This is a genomic window from Pseudomonas laurylsulfatiphila (assembly GCF_002934665.1).
GTDB classification, from domain to species: Bacteria; Pseudomonadota; Gammaproteobacteria; order Pseudomonadales; family Pseudomonadaceae; genus Aquipseudomonas; species Aquipseudomonas laurylsulfatiphila.
The window spans coordinates 621,303-645,264 of the sequence record NZ_NIRS01000004.1; the positions used below are offsets into that span (position 1 = coordinate 621,303).

At 58.4% G+C, this 23,962-nt stretch carries 21 protein-coding genes; 4 read left to right on the forward strand and 17 right to left on the reverse strand.

All coding sequences use genetic code 11. The features are described from left to right. Positions 1-11 precede the first annotated feature (11 nt). Positions 12-1,637: a methyl-accepting chemotaxis protein gene (locus CD175_RS17660; RefSeq protein WP_104449858.1), complete on the reverse strand. Its 1,626-nt coding sequence runs from the start codon at positions 1,635-1,637 to the stop codon at positions 12-14. 236 nt (positions 1,638-1,873) lie between these two features. Between CD175_RS17660 and CD175_RS17665 the strand changes: the two genes are divergently transcribed. Both CD175_RS17665 and CD175_RS17670 read left to right on the forward strand, forming a co-directional pair. Then, a complete protein-coding gene (locus CD175_RS17665; RefSeq protein WP_104449859.1) occupies positions 1,874-2,290 on the forward strand; it encodes an OsmC family protein in 417 nt (138 codons plus the stop codon). Between the two features lie 62 nt (positions 2,291-2,352). Beyond that, a complete protein-coding gene (locus CD175_RS17670; protein WP_104449860.1) occupies positions 2,353-3,219 on the forward strand; it encodes a pirin family protein in 867 nt (288 codons plus the stop codon). Between the two features lie 100 nt (positions 3,220-3,319). Here the strand turns inward: CD175_RS17670 and CD175_RS17675 are convergent, their stop codons facing one another. The 4 genes from CD175_RS17675 to CD175_RS17690 form a co-directional block, all read right to left on the reverse strand. Beyond that, the gene (locus CD175_RS17675) at positions 3,320-4,048 is read right to left on the reverse strand and encodes a dienelactone hydrolase family protein (RefSeq protein ID WP_104449861.1); all 729 of its coding nucleotides are present in this window, start codon (positions 4,046-4,048) and stop codon (positions 3,320-3,322) included. 67 nt (positions 4,049-4,115) lie between these two features. After that, the gene (htpG, locus tag CD175_RS17680; protein ID WP_104449972.1) at positions 4,116-6,020 is read right to left on the reverse strand and encodes a molecular chaperone HtpG; all 1,905 of its coding nucleotides are present in this window, start codon (positions 6,018-6,020) and stop codon (positions 4,116-4,118) included. A gap of 81 nt (positions 6,021-6,101) precedes the next feature. After that, on the reverse strand, positions 6,102-6,554 hold the full coding sequence (locus CD175_RS17685) for a PaaI family thioesterase (RefSeq protein WP_007977526.1): 453 nt from the start codon (positions 6,552-6,554) through the stop codon (positions 6,102-6,104). Then, positions 6,551-7,027, reverse strand: a complete 477-nt coding sequence (locus tag CD175_RS17690; RefSeq protein WP_104449862.1) for a PaaI family thioesterase — start codon at positions 7,025-7,027, stop codon at positions 6,551-6,553. Before CD175_RS17690 ends, CD175_RS17685 begins: the two co-directional genes overlap by 4 nt. 159 nt (positions 7,028-7,186) lie before the next feature. Here CD175_RS17690 and CD175_RS17695 point away from each other — a divergent pair, with 159 nt between their 5' ends. Beyond that, entirely contained in the window at positions 7,187-7,450 is a 264-nt protein-coding gene (locus tag CD175_RS17695; protein ID WP_104449973.1) for a hypothetical protein, read from the forward strand. Positions 7,451-7,517: 67 nt separating this feature from the next. Here the strand turns inward: CD175_RS17695 and CD175_RS17700 are convergent, their stop codons facing one another. From CD175_RS17700 to sdhC, 12 genes are all read right to left on the reverse strand, one after another. Beyond that, the gene (locus CD175_RS17700; protein WP_104449863.1) at positions 7,518-7,919 is read right to left on the reverse strand and encodes an MAPEG family protein; all 402 of its coding nucleotides are present in this window, start codon (positions 7,917-7,919) and stop codon (positions 7,518-7,520) included. Continuing rightward, a complete protein-coding gene (locus CD175_RS17705; protein WP_007977519.1) occupies positions 7,919-8,656 on the reverse strand; it encodes a DUF599 domain-containing protein in 738 nt (245 codons plus the stop codon). The genes CD175_RS17700 and CD175_RS17705 overlap by 1 nt, the downstream gene beginning before the upstream one ends. Positions 8,657-8,938: 282 nt before the next feature. Then, the gene (brnQ, locus tag CD175_RS17715) at positions 8,939-10,252 is read right to left on the reverse strand and encodes a branched-chain amino acid transport system II carrier protein (RefSeq protein WP_104449865.1); all 1,314 of its coding nucleotides are present in this window, start codon (positions 10,250-10,252) and stop codon (positions 8,939-8,941) included. A 374-nt stretch (positions 10,253-10,626) separates the two neighbouring features. Further along, positions 10,627-11,508: a succinate--CoA ligase subunit alpha gene (gene sucD, locus CD175_RS17720; RefSeq protein WP_003223019.1), complete on the reverse strand. Its 882-nt coding sequence runs from the start codon at positions 11,506-11,508 to the stop codon at positions 10,627-10,629. Beyond that, positions 11,508-12,674 carry an ADP-forming succinate--CoA ligase subunit beta gene (gene sucC / locus CD175_RS17725; protein WP_003223015.1) on the reverse strand — a complete coding sequence of 389 codons (1,167 nt, stop codon included), beginning with the start codon at positions 12,672-12,674 and terminating at the stop codon, positions 11,508-11,510. Before sucC ends, sucD begins: the two co-directional genes overlap by 1 nt. A 181-nt stretch (positions 12,675-12,855) precedes the next feature. Continuing rightward, positions 12,856-14,292 carry a dihydrolipoyl dehydrogenase gene (gene lpdA, locus CD175_RS17730; RefSeq protein WP_077047447.1) on the reverse strand — a complete coding sequence of 479 codons (1,437 nt, stop codon included), beginning with the start codon at positions 14,290-14,292 and terminating at the stop codon, positions 12,856-12,858. Positions 14,293-14,390: 98 nt separating this feature from the next. Further along, the gene (gene odhB / locus CD175_RS17735; RefSeq protein WP_104449866.1) at positions 14,391-15,611 is read right to left on the reverse strand and encodes a 2-oxoglutarate dehydrogenase complex dihydrolipoyllysine-residue succinyltransferase; all 1,221 of its coding nucleotides are present in this window, start codon (positions 15,609-15,611) and stop codon (positions 14,391-14,393) included. Positions 15,612-15,653: 42 nt separating this feature from the next. Continuing rightward, positions 15,654-18,485 carry a 2-oxoglutarate dehydrogenase E1 component gene (locus CD175_RS17740; RefSeq protein ID WP_102701985.1) on the reverse strand — a complete coding sequence of 944 codons (2,832 nt, stop codon included), beginning with the start codon at positions 18,483-18,485 and terminating at the stop codon, positions 15,654-15,656. 253 nt (positions 18,486-18,738) lie between these two features. Beyond that, a complete protein-coding gene (locus CD175_RS17745; protein ID WP_003223007.1) occupies positions 18,739-19,443 on the reverse strand; it encodes a succinate dehydrogenase iron-sulfur subunit in 705 nt (234 codons plus the stop codon). An 11-nt stretch (positions 19,444-19,454) separates the two neighbouring features. After that, positions 19,455-21,227 carry a succinate dehydrogenase flavoprotein subunit gene (gene sdhA / locus CD175_RS17750; protein WP_104449867.1) on the reverse strand — a complete coding sequence of 591 codons (1,773 nt, stop codon included), beginning with the start codon at positions 21,225-21,227 and terminating at the stop codon, positions 19,455-19,457. A gap of 3 nt (positions 21,228-21,230) precedes the next feature. Beyond that, positions 21,231-21,599 carry a succinate dehydrogenase, hydrophobic membrane anchor protein gene (sdhD, locus tag CD175_RS17755; protein WP_007977503.1) on the reverse strand — a complete coding sequence of 123 codons (369 nt, stop codon included), beginning with the start codon at positions 21,597-21,599 and terminating at the stop codon, positions 21,231-21,233. Further along, entirely contained in the window at positions 21,593-21,967 is a 375-nt protein-coding gene (gene sdhC, locus CD175_RS17760; RefSeq protein WP_015096190.1) for a succinate dehydrogenase, cytochrome b556 subunit, read from the reverse strand. The genes sdhD and sdhC overlap by 7 nt, the downstream gene beginning before the upstream one ends. A 363-nt stretch (positions 21,968-22,330) precedes the next feature. Between sdhC and gltA the strand changes: the two genes are divergently transcribed. Continuing rightward, positions 22,331-23,620 (forward strand): citrate synthase, encoded by a 1,290-nt coding sequence (gene gltA / locus CD175_RS17765; RefSeq protein WP_007977501.1) that lies wholly within the window; start codon positions 22,331-22,333, stop codon positions 23,618-23,620. The last annotated feature ends 342 nt before the right edge of the window (positions 23,621-23,962 follow it).

Consider the following 23,962-nt stretch of genomic DNA (forward strand, 5'->3'; position numbering starts at 1 on the left):
TCGCCCGTCATTCACACCGAAAACCGTGCCACCAGCGTATTGAGGTCCACCGCCAACCGCGACAACTCCTGACTCGCCGCACTGGTCTGATTCGCTCCGGCCGAGCTCTGTTGCGCCAGGTCTCGGATGTTCATCAAGTTGCGATCGACCTCCCGCGCCACCGCCGCCTGCTCCTCCGAGGCACTGGCAATCACGATGTTGCGCTCATTGATCACCGTGAATGCCGAGGCGATGTCTTCCAGGGCAACGCCCGCCGCTTTTGCCGCCTCCAGCGTCGAGCGCGCCCGGGTGTTGCTCTGCTGCATCGAGCTGACGGCCAGGTCGGTACCCTGCTGGATACCGGTGATCATCTGCTCGATTTCCCGGGTCGATTGCTGGGTGCGATGCGCCAGGGCGCGCACCTCATCGGCTACTACCGCAAACCCGCGCCCGGCCTCCCCGGCTCGCGCGGCTTCGATCGCGGCGTTCAAGGCCAGCAGGTTGGTCTGTTCAGCAATCGCGCGAATCACGTCCAGCACGGTAGTGATGCCATACACCTTCTGCGCCAGATCTTCGACCTGAGCGACGTTGGTGGTGACATCCTCGGCCAGCGACTCGATCGACAGCACCGTCTGGTGCACTTGTTCGCGGCCGTGCTGGGCAATGCGGTCAGACTCGCGCGAAGCTTGCGACGTTGCTGCGGCATTGCTCGCCACTTCCTCCACGGCGGCGGTCATCTGGTTGACCGCCGTGGCCGCCTGCTCGATCTCCAGGCTCTGCTGATGCAGGCCTCGGGTAGCGTCTTCCGTGACGCAACTGAGTTCTTCCGAAGCCGAAGCCAATTGACTGGATGAATCGGATATACGGCGGATGGTTTCGCGCAAACTCTGTTGCATGCTCTTGAGCGCGTGCAGCAGCCGCGCGGGTTCATCCTTGCCGGAAATGCTGATGGCTGCAGTCAGGTCGCCGCCGGCGACCACCTCGGCCACTTTCAATGACTGTGACAGCGGCAACACGATGCTGCGCGTCAACAACAGTGCCAGGCCAATGGTGATCAACGCGCTCACACCGATCATTACCCCGACCCAGACCCGCGACTGGCTGAACACCAGACGACCCGCTTCGGTTGCCAGATTGGCGTTGTGCCGATTGAGCTCGACCAGCTCCCTGAGCGTAACCGTGATTTCATCGGCCAACGGATTCATCTCGCCATTGAGAATGGCCGCCGCCTCTTCCACCCGTCCCTGGGTAGCTTCGGTCATCACCTGCCCCTGAAACTGCAGATACTTGGACTCGGCAGCCTTGAAGCGGTCGAACAGCACGCGCTCCTCAGGCAACACGATCAACTTGTCATAGCGCTGCTGTGCGCCATCGAGGACACTTTTGAGATCGTTGATCTTGCTGACGTTCTGCGCCTGTGCCTGAGGGTCGCGATTGATGAGTAGACGCATGGTCAATGCTCGCAGCCGCAACATGTCCTGACTCATATCACCGACCGCCATCACACTAGGCAGCCAGTTGTCATCGACCTGATCGGACTGCGCCCGCATGTTGGACATTTGCAGCAAAGCGAACGCGCCCAAGCCAAAAACCATCAACGCCAACAGACCAAAACCGAGACTCGCGCGCGGCGCAATATTGAGACTTCTGATACTCATTCCCCTGGTTCCTTCCAAAAGCGCTGCGTCAGGCAGCGGGTTCTTTAGACGGTATCGGACTGTTGAAAATTTGCGTAAGACGAAAAAGTGATATCAAAACAACATTACTGCGACGGTAACGATTCAGCGAAAAGACTCACCCGTACAAGAAAACCGGAACGCATATCCGGCACCATGCTCTATACCTTCAAGGTCTTTTTGATCGAATAAATATCCTGTTGCTTGCGAGGTTTCCCATGACCGTCACCGTCAACACCGTTTCTGCCGAAGGCTTTCGCCACAGCGTACAAATCGATGACCATGAACTCTTCGCCGACGTGCCCGTCACGGCGGGCGGTGAAGGCACCGCGCCGGAACCGCACGATTATTTCGATGCCGCGCTCGGCGCCTGCAAAGCCCTGACCCTCAAGCTCTATGCGAAGAAGAAGGACATCCCATTGACCGGTGTCGGCGTCGAGGTCAAGCGCGACAACAGCCTGGAACAGAAAGGCCAATACACGCTGCACGTCAAACTGACCCTCAAGGGCGTACTCACCGACGCCCAGCGCGACGAGCTGCACCGCGTGGCCGATCGCTGCCCGATCCACAAGCTGATGACCACGTCTGAAGTCAGCATCGAAACGCATTTGTCCGAAGGCGCCTTCAGCCAATAGCGGCAACGGCTGCGCAAGCGGGTTATGCTCGAACGCATCACCCGCTCAGCCTGGAACGCACCATGAACACTCCGCTCGTGATCCGCCCCCGCACCGAAGACGTCGAAGGCCAGCCGATCCTGCGTCCACTGCCATCCGCCAAGTGCCGCAGCGTCGGGCCATTCGTGTTTTTCGATCACATGCTGGAAACCCGTTATCCGCCGGGCAAAGGCATGAACATCCGCCAGCATCCGCACATTGGCCTGTCCACCCTGACCTATTTGTTCCAGGGGCAAATCCAGCACAAGGACAGTCTGGGCTCCGACCAGGTTGTTGATACCGGCGATGTCAGCTGGATGACGGCTGGCAGCGCCATTGCCCACGTCGAACGCACGCCCGAGGCACTCAAGGAGAGCGGCTTCACGATGCACGGCTTGCAGATCTGGCTGGCATCGCCCAAGGACAAAGAACAGGGCCCGGGGCATTACAGCCACCATCCGGCGTCCACCTTGCCAGTCAGCGAAAACCTGGGGGTGAAGATCCGCATGATTGCCGGATCCGGCTTTTGCCTAGAGTCACCGGTGCCGGTGCTTTCTCCTACGTTGTACGCGGAATTGCACCTGCAAACGGCGACGACATTGCTGATTCCCACCGAGCATGAAGAACGTGCGCTGTATGTGTTGAGCGGCGAGGTGCAACTGGATGGCGAGCTGATAGAACCGCATTCGCTGGTGGTACTGCCTGCCGGGGAAGAGTTGACCCTGTTTGCTGAAAGCGACAGTCACGCCGTGCTGTTTGGCGGCGCGCCGCTGGACGGGCCACGGCGGATCAACTGGAATTTTGTCGCAAGCGATCCGGCGGCGATTGATGAAGCGCGCCGGCGTTGGGCGGCCGGGGACTGGCCGACGGTGCCGGGGGAAGTTGAGCGGATTGAACTGCCTGTGAAATAGGCCTCCTCAACTCACACAAAACCCTGTAGAAGCCGGCTTGCCGGCGATGGCGATCTTGAGGTTGCCATCGCTGGCAAGCCAGCTCCTACAAAGACTGCGATCAGCCCTTGAACACTTCATCCAGCAAATTATGCATCGAAGTGAACGCCCGGGCAGCCACCTTGGCGTCATACATCATCATGCCCGGCACCTTGGCGTGCGGGTCGGTGAACGAGTGAAACGCACCGCCGTAGCTCAGCAATTGCCAGTCCACACTGGCCGCGTTCATTTCATCTTCGAACGCCGGCAACTGCTCCTTCGGCACCAGTGGATCGGAAGCACCGTGCAGGACCAGGACCTTACCCTTGATGTTTTTCGCGTCGGCCGGATTCGGTGTATCCAGCGTGCCGTGGAAGGATACCGCAGCCTTCACCGGCGCACCGGTACGGGCAAACTCCAGGGCACAGCAGCCACCAAAACAGAAACCGTAGGTCGCCAGCTTCGACGTATCGACGGCCGCCTCGCCCTGGCTCTGCAACTGTTCGAATGCTACCTGCATGCGCTTGCGCAGTAACCCACGGTCATTCTTCAACGGCATCATTGCCGCTCCAGCCTCGTCATTGTTCGACGGACGAACCGATTGCCCGTAAAGGTCGGCGATCAGCACCACGTAGCCCTTGGCCGCCACGGACCTGGCGATCTCCTCGGCACCGGCGCTGACGCCCATCCAGTTCGGCGCCATCAACAAACCCGGACGCGGGCCTTTATGGTCGGCATCGAAGGCCAGACGGCTTTCGTAGGCCTGGCCATCAATCTGATAGGCAACGGAACGTACAGTGATCTGGCTCATTTCTGACTCCTGATTGTTGAACACCAGAATGAAAAAACCCGCCGAAGCGGGTTTTTCTGCAACACAGTTAAGCGGATAGCTCGACCAACAGTTTGTTCAGACGGCGCACATAGGCCGCCGGATCTTTCAAGCTGTCGCCGGCCGCCAGGGCCGCCTGATCGAAGAGGATGTGCGACAGATCGCCGAAGCGCTCGTCGCTCTGCTCGTTATCGAGCTTCTCGATCAGCGGGTGAGCCGGGTTGAATTCGAAGATCGGCTTCGAATCCGGAACCTTTTGCCCGCTGGCTTCGAGGATCTGGCGCATCTGCAGGCCCAGGTCCTGCTCACCGATGGCCAGGATCGCCGGCGAATCGGTCAGGCGATGGGACACCCGGACTTCCGCAACGGATTCGCCCAGCGCGGTTTTCAGGCGCTCAACCAGACCTTCTTTAGACTTCGCGACTTCTTCCGCAGCCTTCTTGTCCTCTTCCGAGTCCAGGTTGCCGAGGTCCAGGTCACCGCGTGCCACGTCGACGAAGTTCTTGCCGTCGAAGTCGCTGAGGTAGCTCATCAGCCACTCGTCGATGCGGTCGGTCAACAGCAGCACTTCGATGCCTTTCTTGCGGAAGACTTCCAGGTGCGGGCTGTTCTTGACCTGCGCGTAGGTTTCGCCGGTCAGGTAGTAGATCTTGTCCTGACCTTCCTTGGCGCGCGCCAGGTACTCGGCCAGGCCGACAACCTGCTCGCCATCATCGCCACTGGTCGATGCGAAACGCAGCAGACCGGCGATCTTTTCCTTGTTGGCGAAATCTTCTGCCGGGCCTTCTTTCATGACCTGACCGAAGTTTTTCCAGAAGCCCTTGTACTGCTCAGGCTCGTTTTTCGCCAATTTTTCCAGCATGTCCAGCACGCGCTTGGTCAGCGCCGACTTCATGGAGTCGATGATCGGGTCTTTCTGCAGGATTTCCCGCGACACGTTCAGCGACAGGTCGTTGGAGTCGACCACACCCTTGATGAAGCGCAGGTACAGCGGCAGGAAGGACTCGGCCTGATCCATGACGAACACGCGCTGCACGTACAGCTTCAGGCCTTTCGGCGCTTCACGCTGGTACAGGTCGAACGGAGCACGGGTCGGTACGTAGAGCAGCGAGCTGTATTCCAGCTTGCCTTCGACCTTGTTGTGGCTCCAGCTCAGCGGGTTTTCGAAATCGTGAGCGATGTGCTTGTAGAACTCCTGGTATTCCTCGTCCTTGATCTCGGTACGCGGACGGGTCCACAGAGCGCTGGCGCGGTTGACGGTTTCCCATTCAACGGCCGGTTTGTCTTCGCCTTCAGCGGCCGCCACTTCTTTTGGCAACTCGATCGGCAAGGCGATGTGGTCGGAGTACTTCTTGATGATGTTGCGCAGGCGCCAGCCATCGGCGAACTCGTCTTCACCGGATTTCAGGTGCAGGACAATGCGAGTGCCGCGCTCGGCCTTGTCGATGGTCGCAACTTCGAAGTCACCTTCGCCCTTGGACGACCAGTGCACGCCTTCGCTGGCAGCGCTGCCGGCACGACGGCTATACACATCGACTTTGTCGGCGACGATGAAGGCGGAGTAGAAACCGACACCGAACTGGCCGATCAGGTGCGAGTCTTTTTTCTGGTCGCCGGTCAGGTGCTTCATGAAATCGGCGGTGCCGGACTTGGCGATGGTACCCAGGTGGGTTATCGCGTCTTCGCGGCTCATGCCGATACCGTTGTCTTCGAGGGTGACGGTTTTAGCGTCCTTGTCGAAGCTCACGCGGATTTTCAGTTCGGCGCCGCCTTCCAGCAGCTCTGGCTTGGCCAGGGCTTCGAAACGTAATTTGTCGACAGCGTCAGAGGCGTTCGAGATCAATTCGCGAAGGAAAATTTCCTTGTTGGAATACAGCGAATGGATCATGAGATGCAGCAGCTGCTTCACCTCGGTCTGGAAGCCCAGGGTTTCCTTTTGAGTTTCCACACTCATGGTCATCAAACTCCAATCAGATGGCATAAGCCGCGACCTTGAGGGTCGGCGGCGGGTTGTCATCAGAGTTTGGGGCTGAGTTCAGGATTTCAAGGGCTCCTCGAGTTTGAAATGTGCACGGGCCGTGGCGATGGGTTCGGCTTCGGTACTTTGCCAGGCGGTAATCGCCACGTTGGCAACCCGTCGCCCCTGGCGGCAAACCTGGCATCGGGCCCAGGTGTCGCGAAACTGCCCGGCTCGCAGGTAATCCAGGGAGAAGTCGATGATCTTCGGCACCCCGGATGAACCGGTAAACACCAGCAGGTGCAGTGCCGCTGCCAACTCCATGAACCCGGCGATCACCCCGCCATGAATCGCCGGCAGCAAAGGGTTACCAATGTTGTCCTTGTTCGCCGGCAACTTGAACAGCAGCTCATCTCCCACCCGTGAACATTCGACGCCGATCAGCCGGGCATAGGGAATCAAACCCAGCAGCGAGGCGTAATCGCCTTGCTCATGGGCCTTTTGCAATTGATCCTTCAGCGACTCGCTCATTGCGCACCTCCGGCAACCGCACCACCAAAGCCCTTGGTGCCTTTGATGCCCTTGCCCATGCGCATGAAAGTGCCTGTCACATGGGCAATGGGTTGCCCAGGGTCATCCTGATAGGCGAAACCACGGGCAAAAATCACGTCGGTGGTGACCCGGTAGCACTGGGCGAAACCATAGACATCCTTATGCGGTTCGGCGGCGTGCATGTAGTCGATGCGCAGGTCGAGGGTCGGGCAGACTTCGAACTCCGGGAGCACACAGAGCGTCGCCATGCCACAGGCCGTGTCCATCAGCGAGGTGACTGCCCCGCCATGAATCACGCCGGTTTCGGGATTGCCAACGATCTGCGGGCTGTACGGCAGCACAATCGTCAGTCCTTCGCTGCTGGCGCTGTGAACGCTTAGTCCAAGTACCTGACAATGTCGCAGCGCCGACAGAAAGCGCTTCGCTCGCTCAAAAACGGGGTTCTCAGCCATTTGATAAACACTCTTGTTTAGGTTCGCGCAATGCGGTGGCAGTCCGGGTAAAAGTTCCGCATTAGAACAAAACTTATATATCTGAAAGAATTAAGGAACTTAACCCTGATGTATGGGTTCTTAAGGCCAGTAGATGCTTTTCATCAGGAGAAACACCCCATGCGTAAGACTTTAGCTATTGCCTTGATGTTGACCGCTTCCCTCGGTCTCGCTGCCTGCGATAAAAAATCCGAGGACAAAGCTCAAGAAGCTAACAAACATGCTGAGCAAGCTCAGCAAGACATGAGCAAAGCTCAGGATAAAGTGAACGACGCGGCGAAAGAAAACGCCGAAGCTGCCAAAGCTCAGGCTGAATCGAACGCGGAAGCGGCAAAAGAGGCTGCTCCGGCCACTCCGGCCGCTCCGGAAGCGCCTAAGAACTAATCCGGTTTTTAGCGTGATAAACGAAAACCCGCCAAGTGCGGGTTTTCTTTTGCCTTCAAAAAAATGCTTAGAGCAAAATCGTTCGAAAAGTCGGACTAATCATCAGCAACAGCGAACAGATTAATCCCACCAGCCAGACCAGACTGCGTTGCCAGGCCAGGTCCTTCCAGTAACACACCAGATAAATAACCCGGGTGATCACAAAGATGATCGCGAGCAAATCGATGAGCCAGCCTGCCGTCTGCGTTGTATGCGCCATCAACACACCCACCGCAAACAATATAAAGGCTTCAAAACTATTCTGATGCGCCGCCACCGCACGGGCACCGAAACCTGTGAGTTGGCCCTGCTGTTGGCGCGGTAGGTGATTGTTGTAACCGCCCTGCTCTTTCATGGCCGTGGTCACGGGCATACGCGCCACGTAAATCAGCACGGCACTGATAAACACACACCAGAACGGAATACTCATCAAGCAGCCTCTTTGATCACCTCGGGCAATGGCGCCTCTGTAGGGGTATAGACCATCACGTCGAGTACGTCAGAGTGAAACTCGCGACGGTACAGCACAAATACCACGCCGGCACTCATCAACATGAACAACCAGGGGCTGACAAACCAGGCCAGCATGGTCATGCCGAAGTAGTAGGAACGCAGACCGAAGTTGAACTGGTTGGCGGCCATGGAGATGACACGGGCCGCGCGGGAAGCAAATGCCTTGCGCTCTTGCTCCGACACAAGACGCTCGCCGACCATTGGCGCCGAACCCACCAGTACCGCCGCAAAGTTGTACTGGCGCATGCACCAGCTGAACGTAAAGAACGCATAGACAAACACCAGCGCCAGGCACAGCAACTTGATTTCCGACATGCCCTGGGACGCCTGTTGCACCATCGGGATATCCGCCAGCAACGATACCGCCCTTTCCGAAGCCCCCAGCACCGTGAGAATACCGGCCAGGATAATCAACGTACTGGAGGCGAAGAACGAAGCGTTGCGTTCCAGGTTGCCGATCACGCTGGCATCGGCGATACGGTTGTCGCGCAGCAGCATGCGGCGCATCCAGTCTTCACGATAGAGGTGCAGCACACTGGCCAGGCACGCGGTGTCACGGCCTTTCCAGGTGGCATAGCGGGTGTACCCGCCCCAGCAGATGACGAACCAGATGGCGGCAAGGATGTGGATCAGGTTGGCTTGGATGAACGACATGCAGGTCCTTGTGATGTAGTGGCGGAACACCGTCCCCCTGTAGGAGCGAGCTTGCTCGCGAAGGTCGCGAAGGTCGCGAACTATGGCGCGTGTTACCTGGATAAACGCGTCGCTCTCAGGTTCTTCGCGAGCAAGCTCGCTCCTACAAGTGGATTGCGCAGTCTTTCGACGTTAGCGCAGAAGAAAAGACACCGCATCACCCCATAAAAAAATGCCCCGTATCGATTGATACGGGGCATTTCTGTTTTTTTCACAGGCCCGCTTGTGACGGGCCGGTAAAGCTTAAGCCAGCGCTTCTTCGCGCTTGCCCAGCAGACGGTCGCAGACCACGGCAACCACCAGCGTCATCACCGAAGGCACCAGCCAGGCCAGGCCCTGCTCGCTCAGCGGCAGGTGCGCCATTTGCGTCGGCATCCAGTCCGCCAGGCCTGCACCCTTGAGGGCGTCGATCAGGCCGAAGATGAACGACACCAGCATGACCGGGCCGAGGATACGGCCCTGCTCATGCCAGAAGTCCTTGCAGAAGCTCAACGCCACCAGAACGATGCACGGTGGGTAGATCGCGGTGAGCACCGGGATCGAGAACGCAATCAGCTTGGTCAGGCCCAGGTTGGACACCAGCAGCGAGAACGCAGCGAGAATGATCACCAGTGTCTTGTAGGACAGCGGCACCACTCGGCTGAAGTACTCGGCGCAGGCACAGGTCAGGCCGACCGCGGTCACCAGGCACGCCAGGGAAATCAGCACGGCCAGGAAACCGCTGCCCAGCGAACCGAAGGTGCGTTGTACGTAAGCGTGCAGTACCGCCGCGCCATTGGTAGCGCCAGCGGCCACTTCATGGCTGCCCGAACCAAGACGGAACAGGCTGACGTAAACCAGCGCCAGGCCGACGCCGGCGATCAGGCCGGCGATGATCGCATAACGGGTGATCAGTGCCGGCGACTCGACGCCGCGGGAGCGGATGGCGTTGACGATGACGATGCCGAACACCAGGGCGCCCAGGGTATCCATGGTCAGGTAACCATTGATGAAGCCCTGGGAAAACGGTGCCGCCACGTATTCAGGCGTAGCTTGGCCAATGTCTCCGGCCGGCAAGGCGAATGCAGCAATGCCCAGCACAGCCAGGGCGATGATCTTCAGCGGAGCGAGGAAGCGCCCTACGGTGTCCAGCAAACGGCCTGGGTACAGCGAGATGAAGAACACCAGCAGGAAGTAAACCGAGCTGTACAGGAACAATGCCAGCGGGCTCTCGCCGGTCAGCGGCGCGAGGCCCACTTCGAAGGATACCGTCGCGGTACGTGGCGTCGCGAACAGCGGGCCAACAGCGAGGTAGCAGGCCGCTGCCAACAGGCCACCAGCCACTTTACCGATCGGGCTGCTCAAGGCATCCATTGCCCCACCGACCTTGGCCAGCGCCACAACGGTGATCACCGGCAGACCAACGGCCGTGACCAGGAAACCCAGCGCCGCCATCCACACATTGGGCCCGGACTGCAAACCGACGATAGGCGGGAAGATGATGTTGCCAGCCCCGACGAACAGGGCAAACGTCATAAAACCAAGTGCCAGGATGTCCTGGCCTTTCAACACTTTCATTAAGGAAATACCACACTACTGAATCGGAATTTAGAGAGGGATTTCCCTATGGGTGAGGGAAATGCTGTCAGTCCGTATAAGACCGACCCTTTTAGCGCGTTGGTGCCTTGTGGGCCGCAGACGCAAAAATGGCGCGTAGCCTAACGAATTTGTCTGACAAACGCACTGTTTGAGGGCGAACTATCCGATACACGACATTTCCGTGTCGCGTTTACGTATTAAAAGATCAAAAGATCGCAGCCTTCGGCAGCTCCTACAGGGAAAAGCGATCTCATGTAGGAGCTGCCGAAGGCTGCGATCTTTTGATCTTCAAGAACGACAAAGGCCACCCGAAGGTGGCCTTTGTTTGGTGAAGCGTCAGCCAAGCACGAGGCTTACTTGACAGCCCAACCAGTCAGCTCGGCCAGGGCCTTGCCGATGTCTGCCAGCGAACGCACGGTTTTAACGCCTGCGTCTTGCAGAGCAGCGAATTTCTCGTCTGCAGTGCCTTTGCCGCCAGAGATGATTGCGCCAGCATGGCCCATGCGCTTGCCCGGAGGAGCAGTCACACCAGCGATGTAGGAAACAACCGGCTTGGTCACGTGTGCCTTGATGTAGGCAGCCGCTTCTTCTTCAGCCGAACCGCCGATCTCACCGATCATCACGATCGCTTCGGTCTTCGGGTCTTCCTGGAACAGCTTCAGGATGTCGATGAAGTTCGAACCCGGGATCGGGTCACCACCGATGCCGACGCAAGTCGACTGACCGAAACCGGCGTCAGTAGTCTGCTTAACAGCTTCGTAGGTCAGGGTGCCGGAACGGGAAACGATACCGACCTTGCCTGGCAAGTGAATGTGACCTGGCATGATGCCGATCTTGCATTCGCCTGGAGTGATCACGCCTGGGCAGTTAGGGCCGATCAGGGTAACACCCAGCTCGTCGCACTTAACTTTAGCGTCCAGCATGTCCAGGGTAGGAATGCCTTCGGTGATGCAGACGATCAGCTTGATGCCGCCGAAAGCAGCTTCCAGGATCGAGTCCTTGCAGAAAGGAGCCGGAACGTAGATCACGCTGGCGGTGGCGCCAGTGGCAGCTACGGCGTCTTTCACGGTGTTGAACACTGGCAGGCCCAGGTGCTCGGTGCCGCCTTTGCCTGGAGTTACACCACCAACCATCTTGGTGCCGTACTCGATGGCTTGCTGGGTGTGGAAACTACCTTGCGAACCGGTAATACCCTGGCAGATAACTTTGGTGTCTTTATTGATCAGGACGCTCATTATTTGCCCTCCGCAGCTTTAACGACTTGTTGAGCAGCGTCGGTCAGGCTGGTAGCAGCGATGATGTTCAAACCGCTTTCTGCCAGTACTTTAGCGCCCAGCTCAGCGTTGTTGCCTTCAAGGCGAACAACAACCGGGATTTTCACGCCGACTTCTTTCACTGCACCGATGATGCCTTCGGCAATCATGTCGCAACGAACGATGCCGCCGAAGATGTTGACCAGTACTGCAGCGACGTTAGTGTCGGACAGGATGATCTTGAACGCTTCGGTAACGCGTTCCTTGGTAGCACCGCCGCCCACGTCGAGGAAGTTGGCTGGCTTGCCGCCATGCAGGTTGACGATGTCCATGGTACCCATGGCCAGGCCAGCACCGTTGACCATGCAACCGATGTTGCCTTCCAGCGCTACGTAGTTCAGTTCGAACTTGGCAGCGTGCGCTTCGCGCGGATCGTCTTGCGACGGATCATGGAAAGTCTTCAGCTTAGGCTGACGGTACATGGCGTTGGCGTCGATGTTGATCTTGGCGTCCAGGCAGTGCAGATCGCCGTCAGCCTTGATCACCAGCGGGTTCACTTCCAGCAGGGCCAGATCGTGATCCTGGAACAGTTTGGCCAGACCTACGAAGATCTTGGCGAACTGGGCAACTTGCTTGCCTTCCAGACCCAGCTGGAAAGCCAGTTCGCGACCCTGGAATGGCTGAGCGCCAACCAGTGGATCGATAGTGGCCTTCAGGATTTTTTCTGGAGTGTCGTGAGCGATTTTCTCGATGTCCACGCCACCTTCGGTGGAAGCCATGAACACGATGCGACGGCTCGAACGGTCAACGACAGCGCCCAGGTACAGCTCTTTAGCGATATCAGTGCACGATTCAACCAGGATCTTGGTGACTGGCTGACCATTGGCGTCAGTCTGGTAAGTCACCAGACGCTTGCCCAGCCACTGCTGTGCGAAGGCTTTGGCGTCTTCTTTGTTGCGAACCAGCTTGACGCCGCCCGCTTTACCGCGACCACCGGCGTGGACCTGGGCTTTGACAACCCACTCGCTGCCGCCGATTTTGTCGCAAGCTTCTGCTGCTGCTTCCGGGGTGTCTACCGCGTAACCGGTGGATACTGGCAGGCCGTACTCAGCGAACAGCTGCTTACCCTGATACTCGTGAAGATTCATGCTTATTACCGTCTTCGTTAGGTACTGCGCATTCGGTGCTGCACTCGTTCAAGTGCCGCACCACCTGTGACTGCTGCTTGCATAGCTGAGCTATGCAAGACTGCGTCCAGCGGATATTCCGCGGTGAGTCTTGCGTGCAAGGCTCACGACGGGCCAAACCGCCGTGGTTTCTTATTATGTCTTAACGCTTCTTGCGGTTGGCGATGTGGATGGCGCCGCCATTCACTGCCAAAGCAGCTTCGTGCAAGGCTTCAGACAGGGTCGGATGGGAGAAAACCATCATGCCCAGGTCTTCAGCGCTGGTGCCGAATTCCATACCGATCGCGCCCTGCTGAACCAGTTCGGCAGCGCTTGGGCCAATCACGTGGACGCCCAGTACGCGGTCCGTCTTGGCATCTGCGATGACCTTGACGAAACCACCGGTGTCGTTGGCAGCCATGGCACGGCCGGAGGCTGCGAACGGGAAGGTGCCGACGTTAACTTCAACGCCTTCGGCTTTCAAGGCCTGTTCGGTTTTACCAACCCACGCGATTTCCGGGTGAGTATAAATAACCGAAGGGATCAAATCATAGTTCATCTGGGCCTTGTGGCCCTTGATGCGCTCGACAACCATGATGCCTTCTTCGGACGCCTTGTGCGCCAGCATCATGCCGCGAACCACGTCGCCGATGGCGTAAACGCCCGGTACGGTGGTGGCGCAGTGATCGTCAACGTGCACGAAACCGCGCTCGTCCAGGGTCACGCCGCAGTCGGCAGCCAACAGATCAGTGGTCACCGGACGGCGACCAACGGCTACGATCAGCTTGTCGAAAGTGATGTTCTGTTCGCCGTTGGCATCGGTGTAGTTCACCACGACTTCGTCGCCGTTCACTTTGGAACCGGTGACGCGAGCGCCCAGCTTGATGTCCAGACCTTGCTTGGTCAGGGTTTTCAGCGCTTCCTTGGAAACAGCGGTGTCGGCTGCCATCAGGAAGGTGTCCAGGGCTTCCAGGACAGTCACTTCTGCACCCAGACGCGACCAGACCGAACCCAGTTCCAGACCGATCACGCCAGCGCCGATCACGCCCAGACGTTTTGGAACGGATTGGAATTCCAGGGCGCCAGTCGAATCGACGATCACATTCTGGTCAACCGGAGCTGGCGGAATGTCGATCGGACGCGAACCTGGTGCCAGGATGACGTTTTCGGCTTCGATGACTTCTACCGAGCCATCAGGCTTGGTGACTTCGACTTTCTTGCCGGCCAGCAGCTTGCCGTGACCCTGGATGGAGGTCACACCGTTGGCTTTGAACAGGGTCGCAACGCCGGAGGTCAGGCCTTTGACGATGTTGGCTTTACGGCCGACCATCGCTGGCACGTCCATGGTCACGCCAGCGTGATTGATACCGTGGATCGCGAAACCGTCCTGGGCTTCGTGGAATTTCCACGAGCTGTCCAGCAGGGCCTTGGATGGAATGCAGCCGACGTTCAGGCAAGTACCGCCCAGAGCCAGTTTGCCTTCCTTGTCGGTGTACTTCTCGATGCAGGCAGTGGAGAGACCCAACTGCGCGGCCTTGATGGCAGCGACGTAACCGCCAGGGCCCGCACCGATCACTACTACGTCAAATTTCTGCGACATTCAAAAAATCCTCTTTAGCGAAAAGCTTCAAGCCGCGAGCGGCAAGCCAGGCTGCGGGTTTTCCGACAGCACGGGCTTGCAGCTCATGGCTGCTTCTATCAGATATCCAGCAACAGACGAGCCGGATCTTCCAGCAGGTTCTTGATGGTCACCAGGAAGGTCACAGCTTCTTTGCCATCGATCAGGCGGTGATCGTAGGACAGTGCCAGGTACATCATCGGACGGATAACGACCTGACCGTTGATGGCCATAGGACGCTGGATGATGTTGTGCATGCCCAGGATGGCGGCTTGTGGCGGGTTGACGATCGGGGTCGACATCATCGAACCGAAAGTACCGCCGTTGGTGATGGTGAAAGTACCACCGGTCATTTCGTCCATCGACAGTTTGCCGTCGCGGGCTTTCTTGCCGAAGGTGGCGATGCCGCCTTCGATTTCAGCCAGGCTCATCAGTTCGGCGTTACGCAGAACCGGTACAACCAGGCCGCGATCGCTGGAAACTGCAACGCCGACGTCAGCGTAGCCGTGGTAAACGATGTCGCCGCCGTCGATCGAGGCGTTGACAGCCGGGAAGCGCTTCAGTGCTTCGGTAGCTGCTTTCACGAAGAAGGACATGAAGCCCAGGCGCACGCCGTTGTGGGACTTCTCGAAGAGATCCTTGTACTTCGAACGCAGCGCCATGACTTCGGTCATGTCGACTTCGTTGAAAGTGGTCAGCATCGCCATGTTCGACTGAGCTTCAACCAGACGCTTGGCCACGGTGGCACGAACGCGGGTCATCGGTACGCGCTTCTCGATGCGGTCGCCAGCAGCGAACACAGGAGCAGCGGCAGCCGGAGCAGCAGCCTTGGCAGGTGCGGCAGCAGGAGCCGCTTTCTTGGCTTCGACAGCGGCAACCACGTCTTCCTTGGTTACACGACCATCTTTGCCGGTGCCTTTGACGGAAGCCAGGTTGATGCCGTTTTCTTCGGCCAGCTTGCGAGCGGCTGGAGCGGCGATAGCGTCTTCGTCAGCGCCGGCAGTCGGAGCTGCGGCAGCAGCGGCCGGAGCAGCAGCGGCAGCCGGAGCGGCAGCAGCAGCGCCGCCTTCAACGATGGAGCCCAGGACTTCGTCGGACAGAACGGTGTCGCCTTCGTTCTTGACGATAGCGCCCAGCACGCCGTCAGCGGTAGCCAACACTTCCAGCACGACTTTGTCGGTTTCGATGTCAACGATCAGTTCGTCGCGCTTGACCGCATCGCCCGGTTGTTTGTGCCAGGTGGCAACGGTGCCATCGGCAACCGATTCCGGGAAAGTGGGGGCTTTGATCTCGATAGCCATTGTCTGTGGTTCCTTAAATTCGGTTTCAGGTGCGCGAAGGCGTTAAACAGTAAAGGCGTCTTGCAGCAGTTTTTCCTGCTGTTCGGCGTGCATCGATGCGTAACCGCATGCAGGTGCAGCAGAAGCCTCACGGCCCGCGTACTCGAGTACGAGAGACTTGTTGAGGTTGCTGATGCTGCGACGCATGTGGTGTTGGCTGCAGTACCAGGCACCCTGGTTCATCGGCTCTTCCTGACACCAAACGGCATGTTTGACGTTGGTATAAGGAGCCAGGACTTCTTTCAAGTCGTCCTCAGGGAATGGGTACAGCTGCTCGATACGCACGATGGCGATGTCGTCACGACCTTCGGCACGGCGTTTTTCCAGCAGGTCGTAGTAGACCTTGCCGCTACACAGAACAACGCGCTCGACCTTTTTCGGGTCTTGGGCATCGATTTCCGGGATGACGGTCTGGAACGAACCTTCGGCCAGATCTTCCAGCGTCGAGATGGCCAGCTTGTGGCGCAGCAGCGACTTCGGAGTCAGGACTACCAGTGGTTTGCGCAGCGGGCGAATCACCTGACGGCGCAGCAAGTGGTAGATCTGAGCCGGCGTCGTCGGCATGCACACCTGAATGTTGTGCTCGGCGCACAGCTGCAGGTAACGCTCCAGACGAGCCGAGGAGTGCTCCGGCCCCTGACCTTCATAACCGTGCGGCAGCAGCATGGTCAGACCGCACAGACGGCCCCACTTGTGCTCGCCACTGGTGATGAACTGGTCGATTACGACCTGGGCGCCGTTGGCGAAGTCGCCGAACTGGGCTTCCCAGATAACCAGGGCGTTCGGCGTGGTGGTCGAGTAACCGTACTCGAACGCCAATACCGCTTCTTCGGACAGGAACGAGTCGTACAGGTCAAAACGCGGCTGACCGTCGTACAGGTTCTGCAGCGGGATGTAGGTGCCCGCGTCTTTCTGGTTGTGCAGGACAGCGTGACGGTGCGAGAACGTACCGCGGCCGATGTCCTGGCCAGTCATGCGAATCGGGTGACCTTCGAACGCCAGGGTCGCGTACGCCATGGTTTCGGCGTAGCCCCAGTTGATCGGCAGGCCACCGGCTTGCATCTTCTGGCGGTCTTCGTAGATCTTGGCAACCTGGCGCTGAACCACGAAGCCTTCCGGGATTTCCAGCAGCTTGGCGGACAGTTCCTGCAAGGTCTTCAGATCGAAGCGAGTGTCGTGACGCGCGGTCCAGGTGTGACCCAGGTACGGACGCCAGTCCACGAACAGTTCCTTGTTCGGCTCTTTGACCAGGCTTTTCACAACGTGCAGACCGTTGTCCAGCGCGTTGCGGTATTCGTCGACTTTCGCCTGAACACGCTCCGCATCCAGCACACCGCCCTGAGTCAGACGATCGGCATACAGCTCACGGGTAGTGCGCTGCTTGGTGATCTGCTGATACATCAGAGGTTGGGTGCCGCTTGGCTCGTCGGCCTCGTTGTGGCCGCGACGGCGGTAGCAGACCAGGTCGATCACCACGTCACGTTTGAACTGCATGCGGTAGTCGATGGCCAGCTGGGTCACGAACAATACGGCTTCCGGATCATCACCATTCACATGGAGGATCGGCGCCTGGATCATTTTCGCAACGTCGGTCGCGTACTCGGTGGAGCGCGAGTCCAGCGGGTTGCTGATGGTGAAACCGACCTGGTTGTTGATCACGATGTGCACGGTACCGCCGGTCTTGAAACCGCGGGTCTGCGACATCTGGAAGGTTTCCATGACCACGCCCTGACCTGCGAAAGCAGCGTCACCGTGGATGGAGATCGGCAGAACCTTCTCGCCGGTCGGGTCGTTGCGACGATCCTGGCGGGCGCGAACCGAACCTTCGACCACCGGGGAAACGATTTCCAGGTGGGACGGGTTGAACGCCATCGCCAGGTGAACTTCACCGCCGGTGGTCATCACGTTGGACGAGAAGCCCTGGTGGTATTTCACGTCACCGGAACCGAGCTCGACCTTCTTCTTGCCTTCGAACTCGTCGAACAGCTCGCGCGGGTTCTTGCCGAAGGTATTGACCAGCACGTTCAGACGGCCACGGTGGGCCATGCCGATGACGATTTCCTTGGTGCCGTAGGAACCGGAACGCTGGATCAGCTCGTCGAGCATCGGAATCAGGCTTTCGCCGCCTTCCAGACCGAAACGCTTGGTACCCGGGTATTTGGTGCCCAGGTATTTTTCCAGACCTTCACCGGCGGTCACGCGCTCGAGCAGGTGGCTCTTGATGTCGGCGGAGTACGTCGGACGACCGCGCACGCTTTCCAGACGCTGCTGGAACCACTGGCGCTGCTCGGAATCGGTGATATGCGTGAATTCAGCGCCGATGGTGCGGCAATATGTCTGCTGCAACGCTTCGTGAATTTCGCGTAGGCTCGCTTCCTCTTTGCCGATGAACAGGTCGCCGGCACGGAAGGTCGTATCAAGATCGGCATTGGTCAAGCCGTAATGATTGATCGACAGGTCTGCAGGTGCAGGACGCTGCCACAGTCCCAGCGGGTCAAGCTGGGCTGCCTGGTGGCCACGCATACGGTAGGCCTGGATCAATCGCAGCACTTCAACTTGCTTCTTCTCGTGCTCACTGCTCACGCTGCCGGCGGAAACCGGTTGGGCGCGGCGCTGGTTCTTTGCCAGCAAGACGAAATGATCGCGAATTGTGGAGTGCGAAACATCGGTGGCAGAGTTGCCGTCAGCAGGCAACTTCTGGAAGTAGGTGCGCCACTCTTCTGGCACAGCGTTAGGGTCGTGCAGGTAGAGCTCATAAAGCTCTTCCACATAGGCAGCGTTACTACCGGATAGGTAGGCACTGTTCCACATGCGCTGCATCACGCTTTCTTGCATGCTTGGTCACCCTCGGTTAGGGGAACACCACCGGTGTCGACACCGAGCAAACTTGCAGAAGTCCGAATGCAGCGACCAAAACAAGCCACTAGGATCACACTGATAGTCCGGGTACCAGCCCGGATGCCCCTGCTTGTCTCATTTCTTCAAAATAAGAGCCGCAGCCTTTTAAGCTGCTACTCAGGTTAAAACTACGGCGCCGGTTGAAGCCTGCGCCGTAGCATCTACGGGTACAGCGGGTACAGCAGCTGAATCACACGCCGCTCGAGAGCAACATGTTACGGATGTGACCGATGGCCTTAGTCGGGTTCAGGCCTTTCGGACATACGTTGACGCAGTTCATGATCCCGCGGCAGCGGAATACGCTGAACGGGTCATCCAGTGAAGCCAGACGCTCGGACGTCTTGGTGTCACGGCTGTCTGCCAGGAAGCGGTACGCTTGCAGCAGGGCAGCCGGGCCCAGGAACTTGTCCGGGTTCCACCAGAAGGACGGGCAGGAAGTCGAGCAGCAAGCGCACAGGATGCACTCGTACAGACCGTCCAGCTTTTCACGTTCTTCAGGGGACTGCAGACGCTCGATGGCCGGAGCCGGCGTGTCGTTCTGCAGGTATGGCTTAACCTTCTCGTATTGCTTGTAGAAGATGCTCATATCGACGACCAGGTCACGGATAACCGGCAAACCTGGCAGAGGACGAACGATCAACTTGTTACCTTTTACGACAGCAGACAGCGGCGTGATGCACGCCAGGCCGTTTTTGCCGTTGATGTTCATGCCGTCGGAACCGCAAACACCTTCACGGCAAGAGCGACGATAGGAGAAACCTTCGTCCTGCTCTTTGATCAGGGCCAGCACGTCCAGCACCATCAGGTCTTTACCACCGGTATCGACCTGGAATTCCTGCATGAACGGCGCAGCGTCCTGATCAGGGTTGTAACGATAAACACTGACTTGCAACATGGCGGTCACCCTTAATAAGTCCGGACTTTAGGTTCGAAAGTCGGAACAGTCTTCGGCGAGAAGTTCACGGCACGCTTGGTGACGCGCTTGTCACCCGGGAAGTACAGGGTGTGGCACAGCCAGTTTTCGTCGTCACGGTCTTCGAAGTCTTCACGGGCGTGAGCGCCGCGGGACTCTTTGCGTACTTCGGCAGCGATGGCGGTAGCTTCGGCCACTTCCAGCAGGTTTTGCAGTTCCAGCGCTTCGATACGGGCAGTGTTGAACGCCTGCGACTTATCGTTGATCTTCACGTTGGCGATGCGCTTGCGCAGGTCAGCCAGCTGGGCAATACCCTTCTGCATGTATTCGCCGGTACGGAATACACCGAAGTAGTTCTGCATGCAGCTTTGCAGCTCGCGACGCAGGGTAGCCACGTCTTCGCCTTCGGTACGCTCGTTCAGGGCGGACAGACGGGCCAGGGCGGCATTGATGTCGGCGTCGGTGGCGTCGTCGTACTCGATACCGTCGGTCAGCGCTTTTTCCAGGTGCAGGCCAGCAGCGCGGCCGAATACCACCAGGTCGAGCAGCGAGTTGCCGCCCAGACGGTTGGCACCGTGAACCGATACGCAAGCCACTTCGCCCACAGCGAACAGACCAGGAATGATCTGGTCTACGCCTTCAGCGTTCTGAGTGATCGCCTGGCCATGAATGTTGGTGGCAACGCCGCCCATCATGTAGTGGCAGGTCGGAACAACCGGAACCGGAGCAACCACCGGGTCAACGTGTGCGAAAGTCTTCGACAGCTCGCAGATGCCTGGCAGACGGCTGTGCAACACTTCCTCGCCCAGGTGGTCGAGCTTGAGCATCACGTGGTCGCCATTCGGACCGCAACCGTTGCCGGCGATGATCTCTTTAACCATCGAACGGGCAACAACGTCACGACCGGCAAGGTCTTTGGCGTTCGGAGCATAACGCTCCATGAAACGCTCGCCGTGCTTGTTGATCAGGTATCCACCTTCACCACGGCAGCCTTCTGTAACCAGTACACCGGCACCGGCGATGCCGGTCGGGTGGAACTGCCACATTTCAATGTCTTGTACCGGTACGCCGGCACGCAGTGCCATACCAACGCCGTCACCGGTATTGATCAGGGCATTGGTGGTCGACGCGTAGATACGGCCTGCACCGCCGGTCGCCAGCACGGTGGCTTTGGCGCGGATGTAGGTGGTTTCACCGGTTTCGATGCAGATGGCGATCACGCCGACGAACTCGCCTTCGCCGTTCTTCACCAGGTCGACAGCGTAGTACTCGTTCAGGAACACGGTACCGGCTTTCAGGTTGCCCTGATAAAGGGTGTGCAGCAGCGCGTGACCGGTACGGTCGGACGCAGCGCAAGTACGGGCAGCCTGCCCGCCTTTACCGTAATCCTTCGACTGGCCGCCGAATGGACGCTGGTAGATACGGCCTTGCTCGGTACGCGAGAACGGCATGCCCATGTGGTCCAGCTCGTAAACGGCAGCCGGGCCTTCCTGACACATGTATTCGATAGCGTCCTGGTCACCGATGTAGTCGGAACCCTTAACGGTATCGTACATGTGCCAGCGCCAGTCATCGTTCGGATCCGCAGACGCGATCGCGCAGGTGATGCCACCCTGGGCGGATACGGTGTGCGAACGGGTCGGGAACACTTTGGTGATCACGGCAGTCTTGTGACCGCCTTGTGCCAGTTGCAGCGCTGCGCGCATGCCGGCACCGCCACCACCAATGATGATGGCGTCGAAAGAAATCGTTGGAATGTTAGCCATGAATCAGATACCCCAGAGAATCTGCACACCCCAGACGAAGTAAGCGAACATCGCAACGCCGCATACCGCCTGGAAAAGGAAACGTACTGCAGTCGCGGACTTGCCCAGCGCCATTGGCGTCAGGTAGTCGGTCGCGATGGTCCACATGCCGACCCAGGCGTGAGCGCCCAGGGCAACGAGGGCCAGCAGACTGAAGATACGCATCCCGTTGTGGGCGAACAGGCCGTGCCATTGGTCGTAGCCAATGCCCGGGTTCGCTGCGAGGTATCCGATCAGGAAGATGAAATAAGCCGCGAGAACGACCGCAGACACACGTTGCGCCATCCAGTCATAAAGACCGGAACGCGAAAGGTTCGTAACGCTGGTTACCATATCCAAACTCCTGCCAGAACGATCAACACCACAGAAACGGCGATGATAATTTTCGAGCCCAGGCGGCCGCCTTCCAGCGTCTCACCGATGCCCATATCCATGATCAAGTGGCGCACACCGGCTACCAGGTGATAAAGAAGAGCGGACAGGAGGCCCCATGCTACGAACTTGGCCAGCGGGCTGGTCAAGCATGCCTTCACCTCGGCAAAACCTTCCTCGGAACCCAGGGATTTGCCCAATGCATAAAGCATGAAGCCAAGGCCCAGGAAGAGGATGATGCCGGAAACACGGTGAAGAAACGACGTAACGCCGGTGATGGGGAGTTTGATGGTCCTTAGGTCTAGGTTTACAGGTCGTTGGCTTTTCACGGCTTTTTTTTCACACTGAAGAGCCCCTAACAATCAGGGCAAAGTTGTTGGGGAGTGCACTGGTCAGGTAACCACCACCCAGGGATGCGACCCCCAATAAAGCAGGCCCAAAAGCCCCTGGCGGTCGGTGGCCGAGTATAGACAGTTAGGCTACTAATGACAACGCAAAGACCTAACCCAAACAGCGGATTGCGCAACTGACATAAAAGGCGTAAATGGCAGCCAATTTCGAGAAAAAAGTCCGGTTAAAGCCTTCTGGAGCAAGACTTTAGGCAAATTGACATTCGAATTTATCTCACTATAGTGGTGCGGGCCCTGCGTGGGGGGTCTGTCTGATGATTTCAAGCATAAATAGGAGGCCACATGGCTGACAAAAAAGCGCAGTTGATCATCGAGGGCGCAGCCCCCGTCGAGCTGCCCATTTTAACCGGCACCGTTGGTCCCGATGTTATCGATGTTCGGGGCCTGACGGCCACGGGCCGTTTCACTTTTGACCCAGGCTTCATGTCGACCGCCTCGTGCGAGTCGAAGATCACCTATATCGACGGCGACAACGGCATCCTGCTGCACCGCGGCTACCCGATCGAACAGCTGGCTGAAAAGTCGGACTACCTGGAAACCTGCTATCTGCTGCTCAACGGCGAACTGCCGACCGCAGAACAGAAGGCCCAGTTCGTCAGCACCGTGAAGAACCACACCATGGTTCACGAGCAGTTGAAGACCTTCTTCAACGGCTTCCGTCGCGACGCCCACCCGATGGCCGTCATGTGCGGTGTAGTCGGTGCCCTCTCGGCCTTCTACCACGACTCCCTGGACATCAATAACCCGCAGCATCGCGAAATCTCCGCGATCCGCCTGGTTGCCAAGATGCCGACCCTGGCAGCGATGGTTTACAAGTACTCCATGGGCCAACCCATGATGTACCCGCGCAACGACCTGTCGTACGCGGAAAACTTCCTGCACATGATGTTCAACACCCCGTGCGAGATCAAACCGATCAGCCCGGTACTCGCCAAGGCCATGGACCGGATCTTCATCCTCCATGCCGACCACGAGCAGAACGCCTCGACATCCACCGTGCGCCTGGCGGGCTCCTCGGGTGCCAACCCGTTCGCCTGTATCGCTGCCGGCATCGCTGCACTGTGGGGCCCTGCCCACGGCGGTGCAAACGAAGCCGTACTGACCATGCTTGATGAAATCGGCGATGTTTCGAACATCGACAAGTTCATCGCCAAGGCCAAGGACAAGAACGATCCGTTCAAACTGATGGGCTTCGGTCACCGCGTTTACAAAAACCGCGACCCGCGCGCCACCGTCATGAAGCAGACCTGCGACGAAGTATTGAAGGAACTGGGCATCCAGAACGATCCGCAACTCGAACTGGCCATGCGCCTGGAAGAGATCGCCCTGACCGACCCGTACTTCATCGAGCGCTCTCTGTACCCGAACGTCGACTTCTACTCGGGGATCATCCTCAAGGCGATCGGCATTCCAACCAGCATGTTCACCGTGATCTTCGCCCTGGCGCGGACCGTCGGCTGGATCTCCCACTGGAAAGAAATGCTCTCCAGCCCGTACAAGATCGGCCGTCCGCGCCAGCTGTACACCGGCTACGAGTCGCGTGACATCACCAAGCTGGAAGACCGCAAGTAAGATCTGTCTTGCTGTAGCGTGTTGAGTTGCACCGGGAACGGCCTCTGCTTTTTATAAAGAAGCAGAGGCCGTTTTTGTTTGTACGGCTTTTGGTTGTGTACATATCCGTTGTTTGGGTAACGGCGGCTTATGGTTCCGCTCTTACAGCGGGTCACTTTCGAAAAGCGCGAAAGTAACCAAAGCGCTCTGCCCCTGACATTCGGTGCCTCGCCGTGGCTCGGCATGCCCTCGCTCCGGTCCTGCTCCGTGGGCCCGCCGCCATCGGCCATCCATGGCCGGGGACGGCTAACCCGGCATCCATGCCGGGTTGCCCACTGCGCAGAACCTGCGCTCGGCCTCACG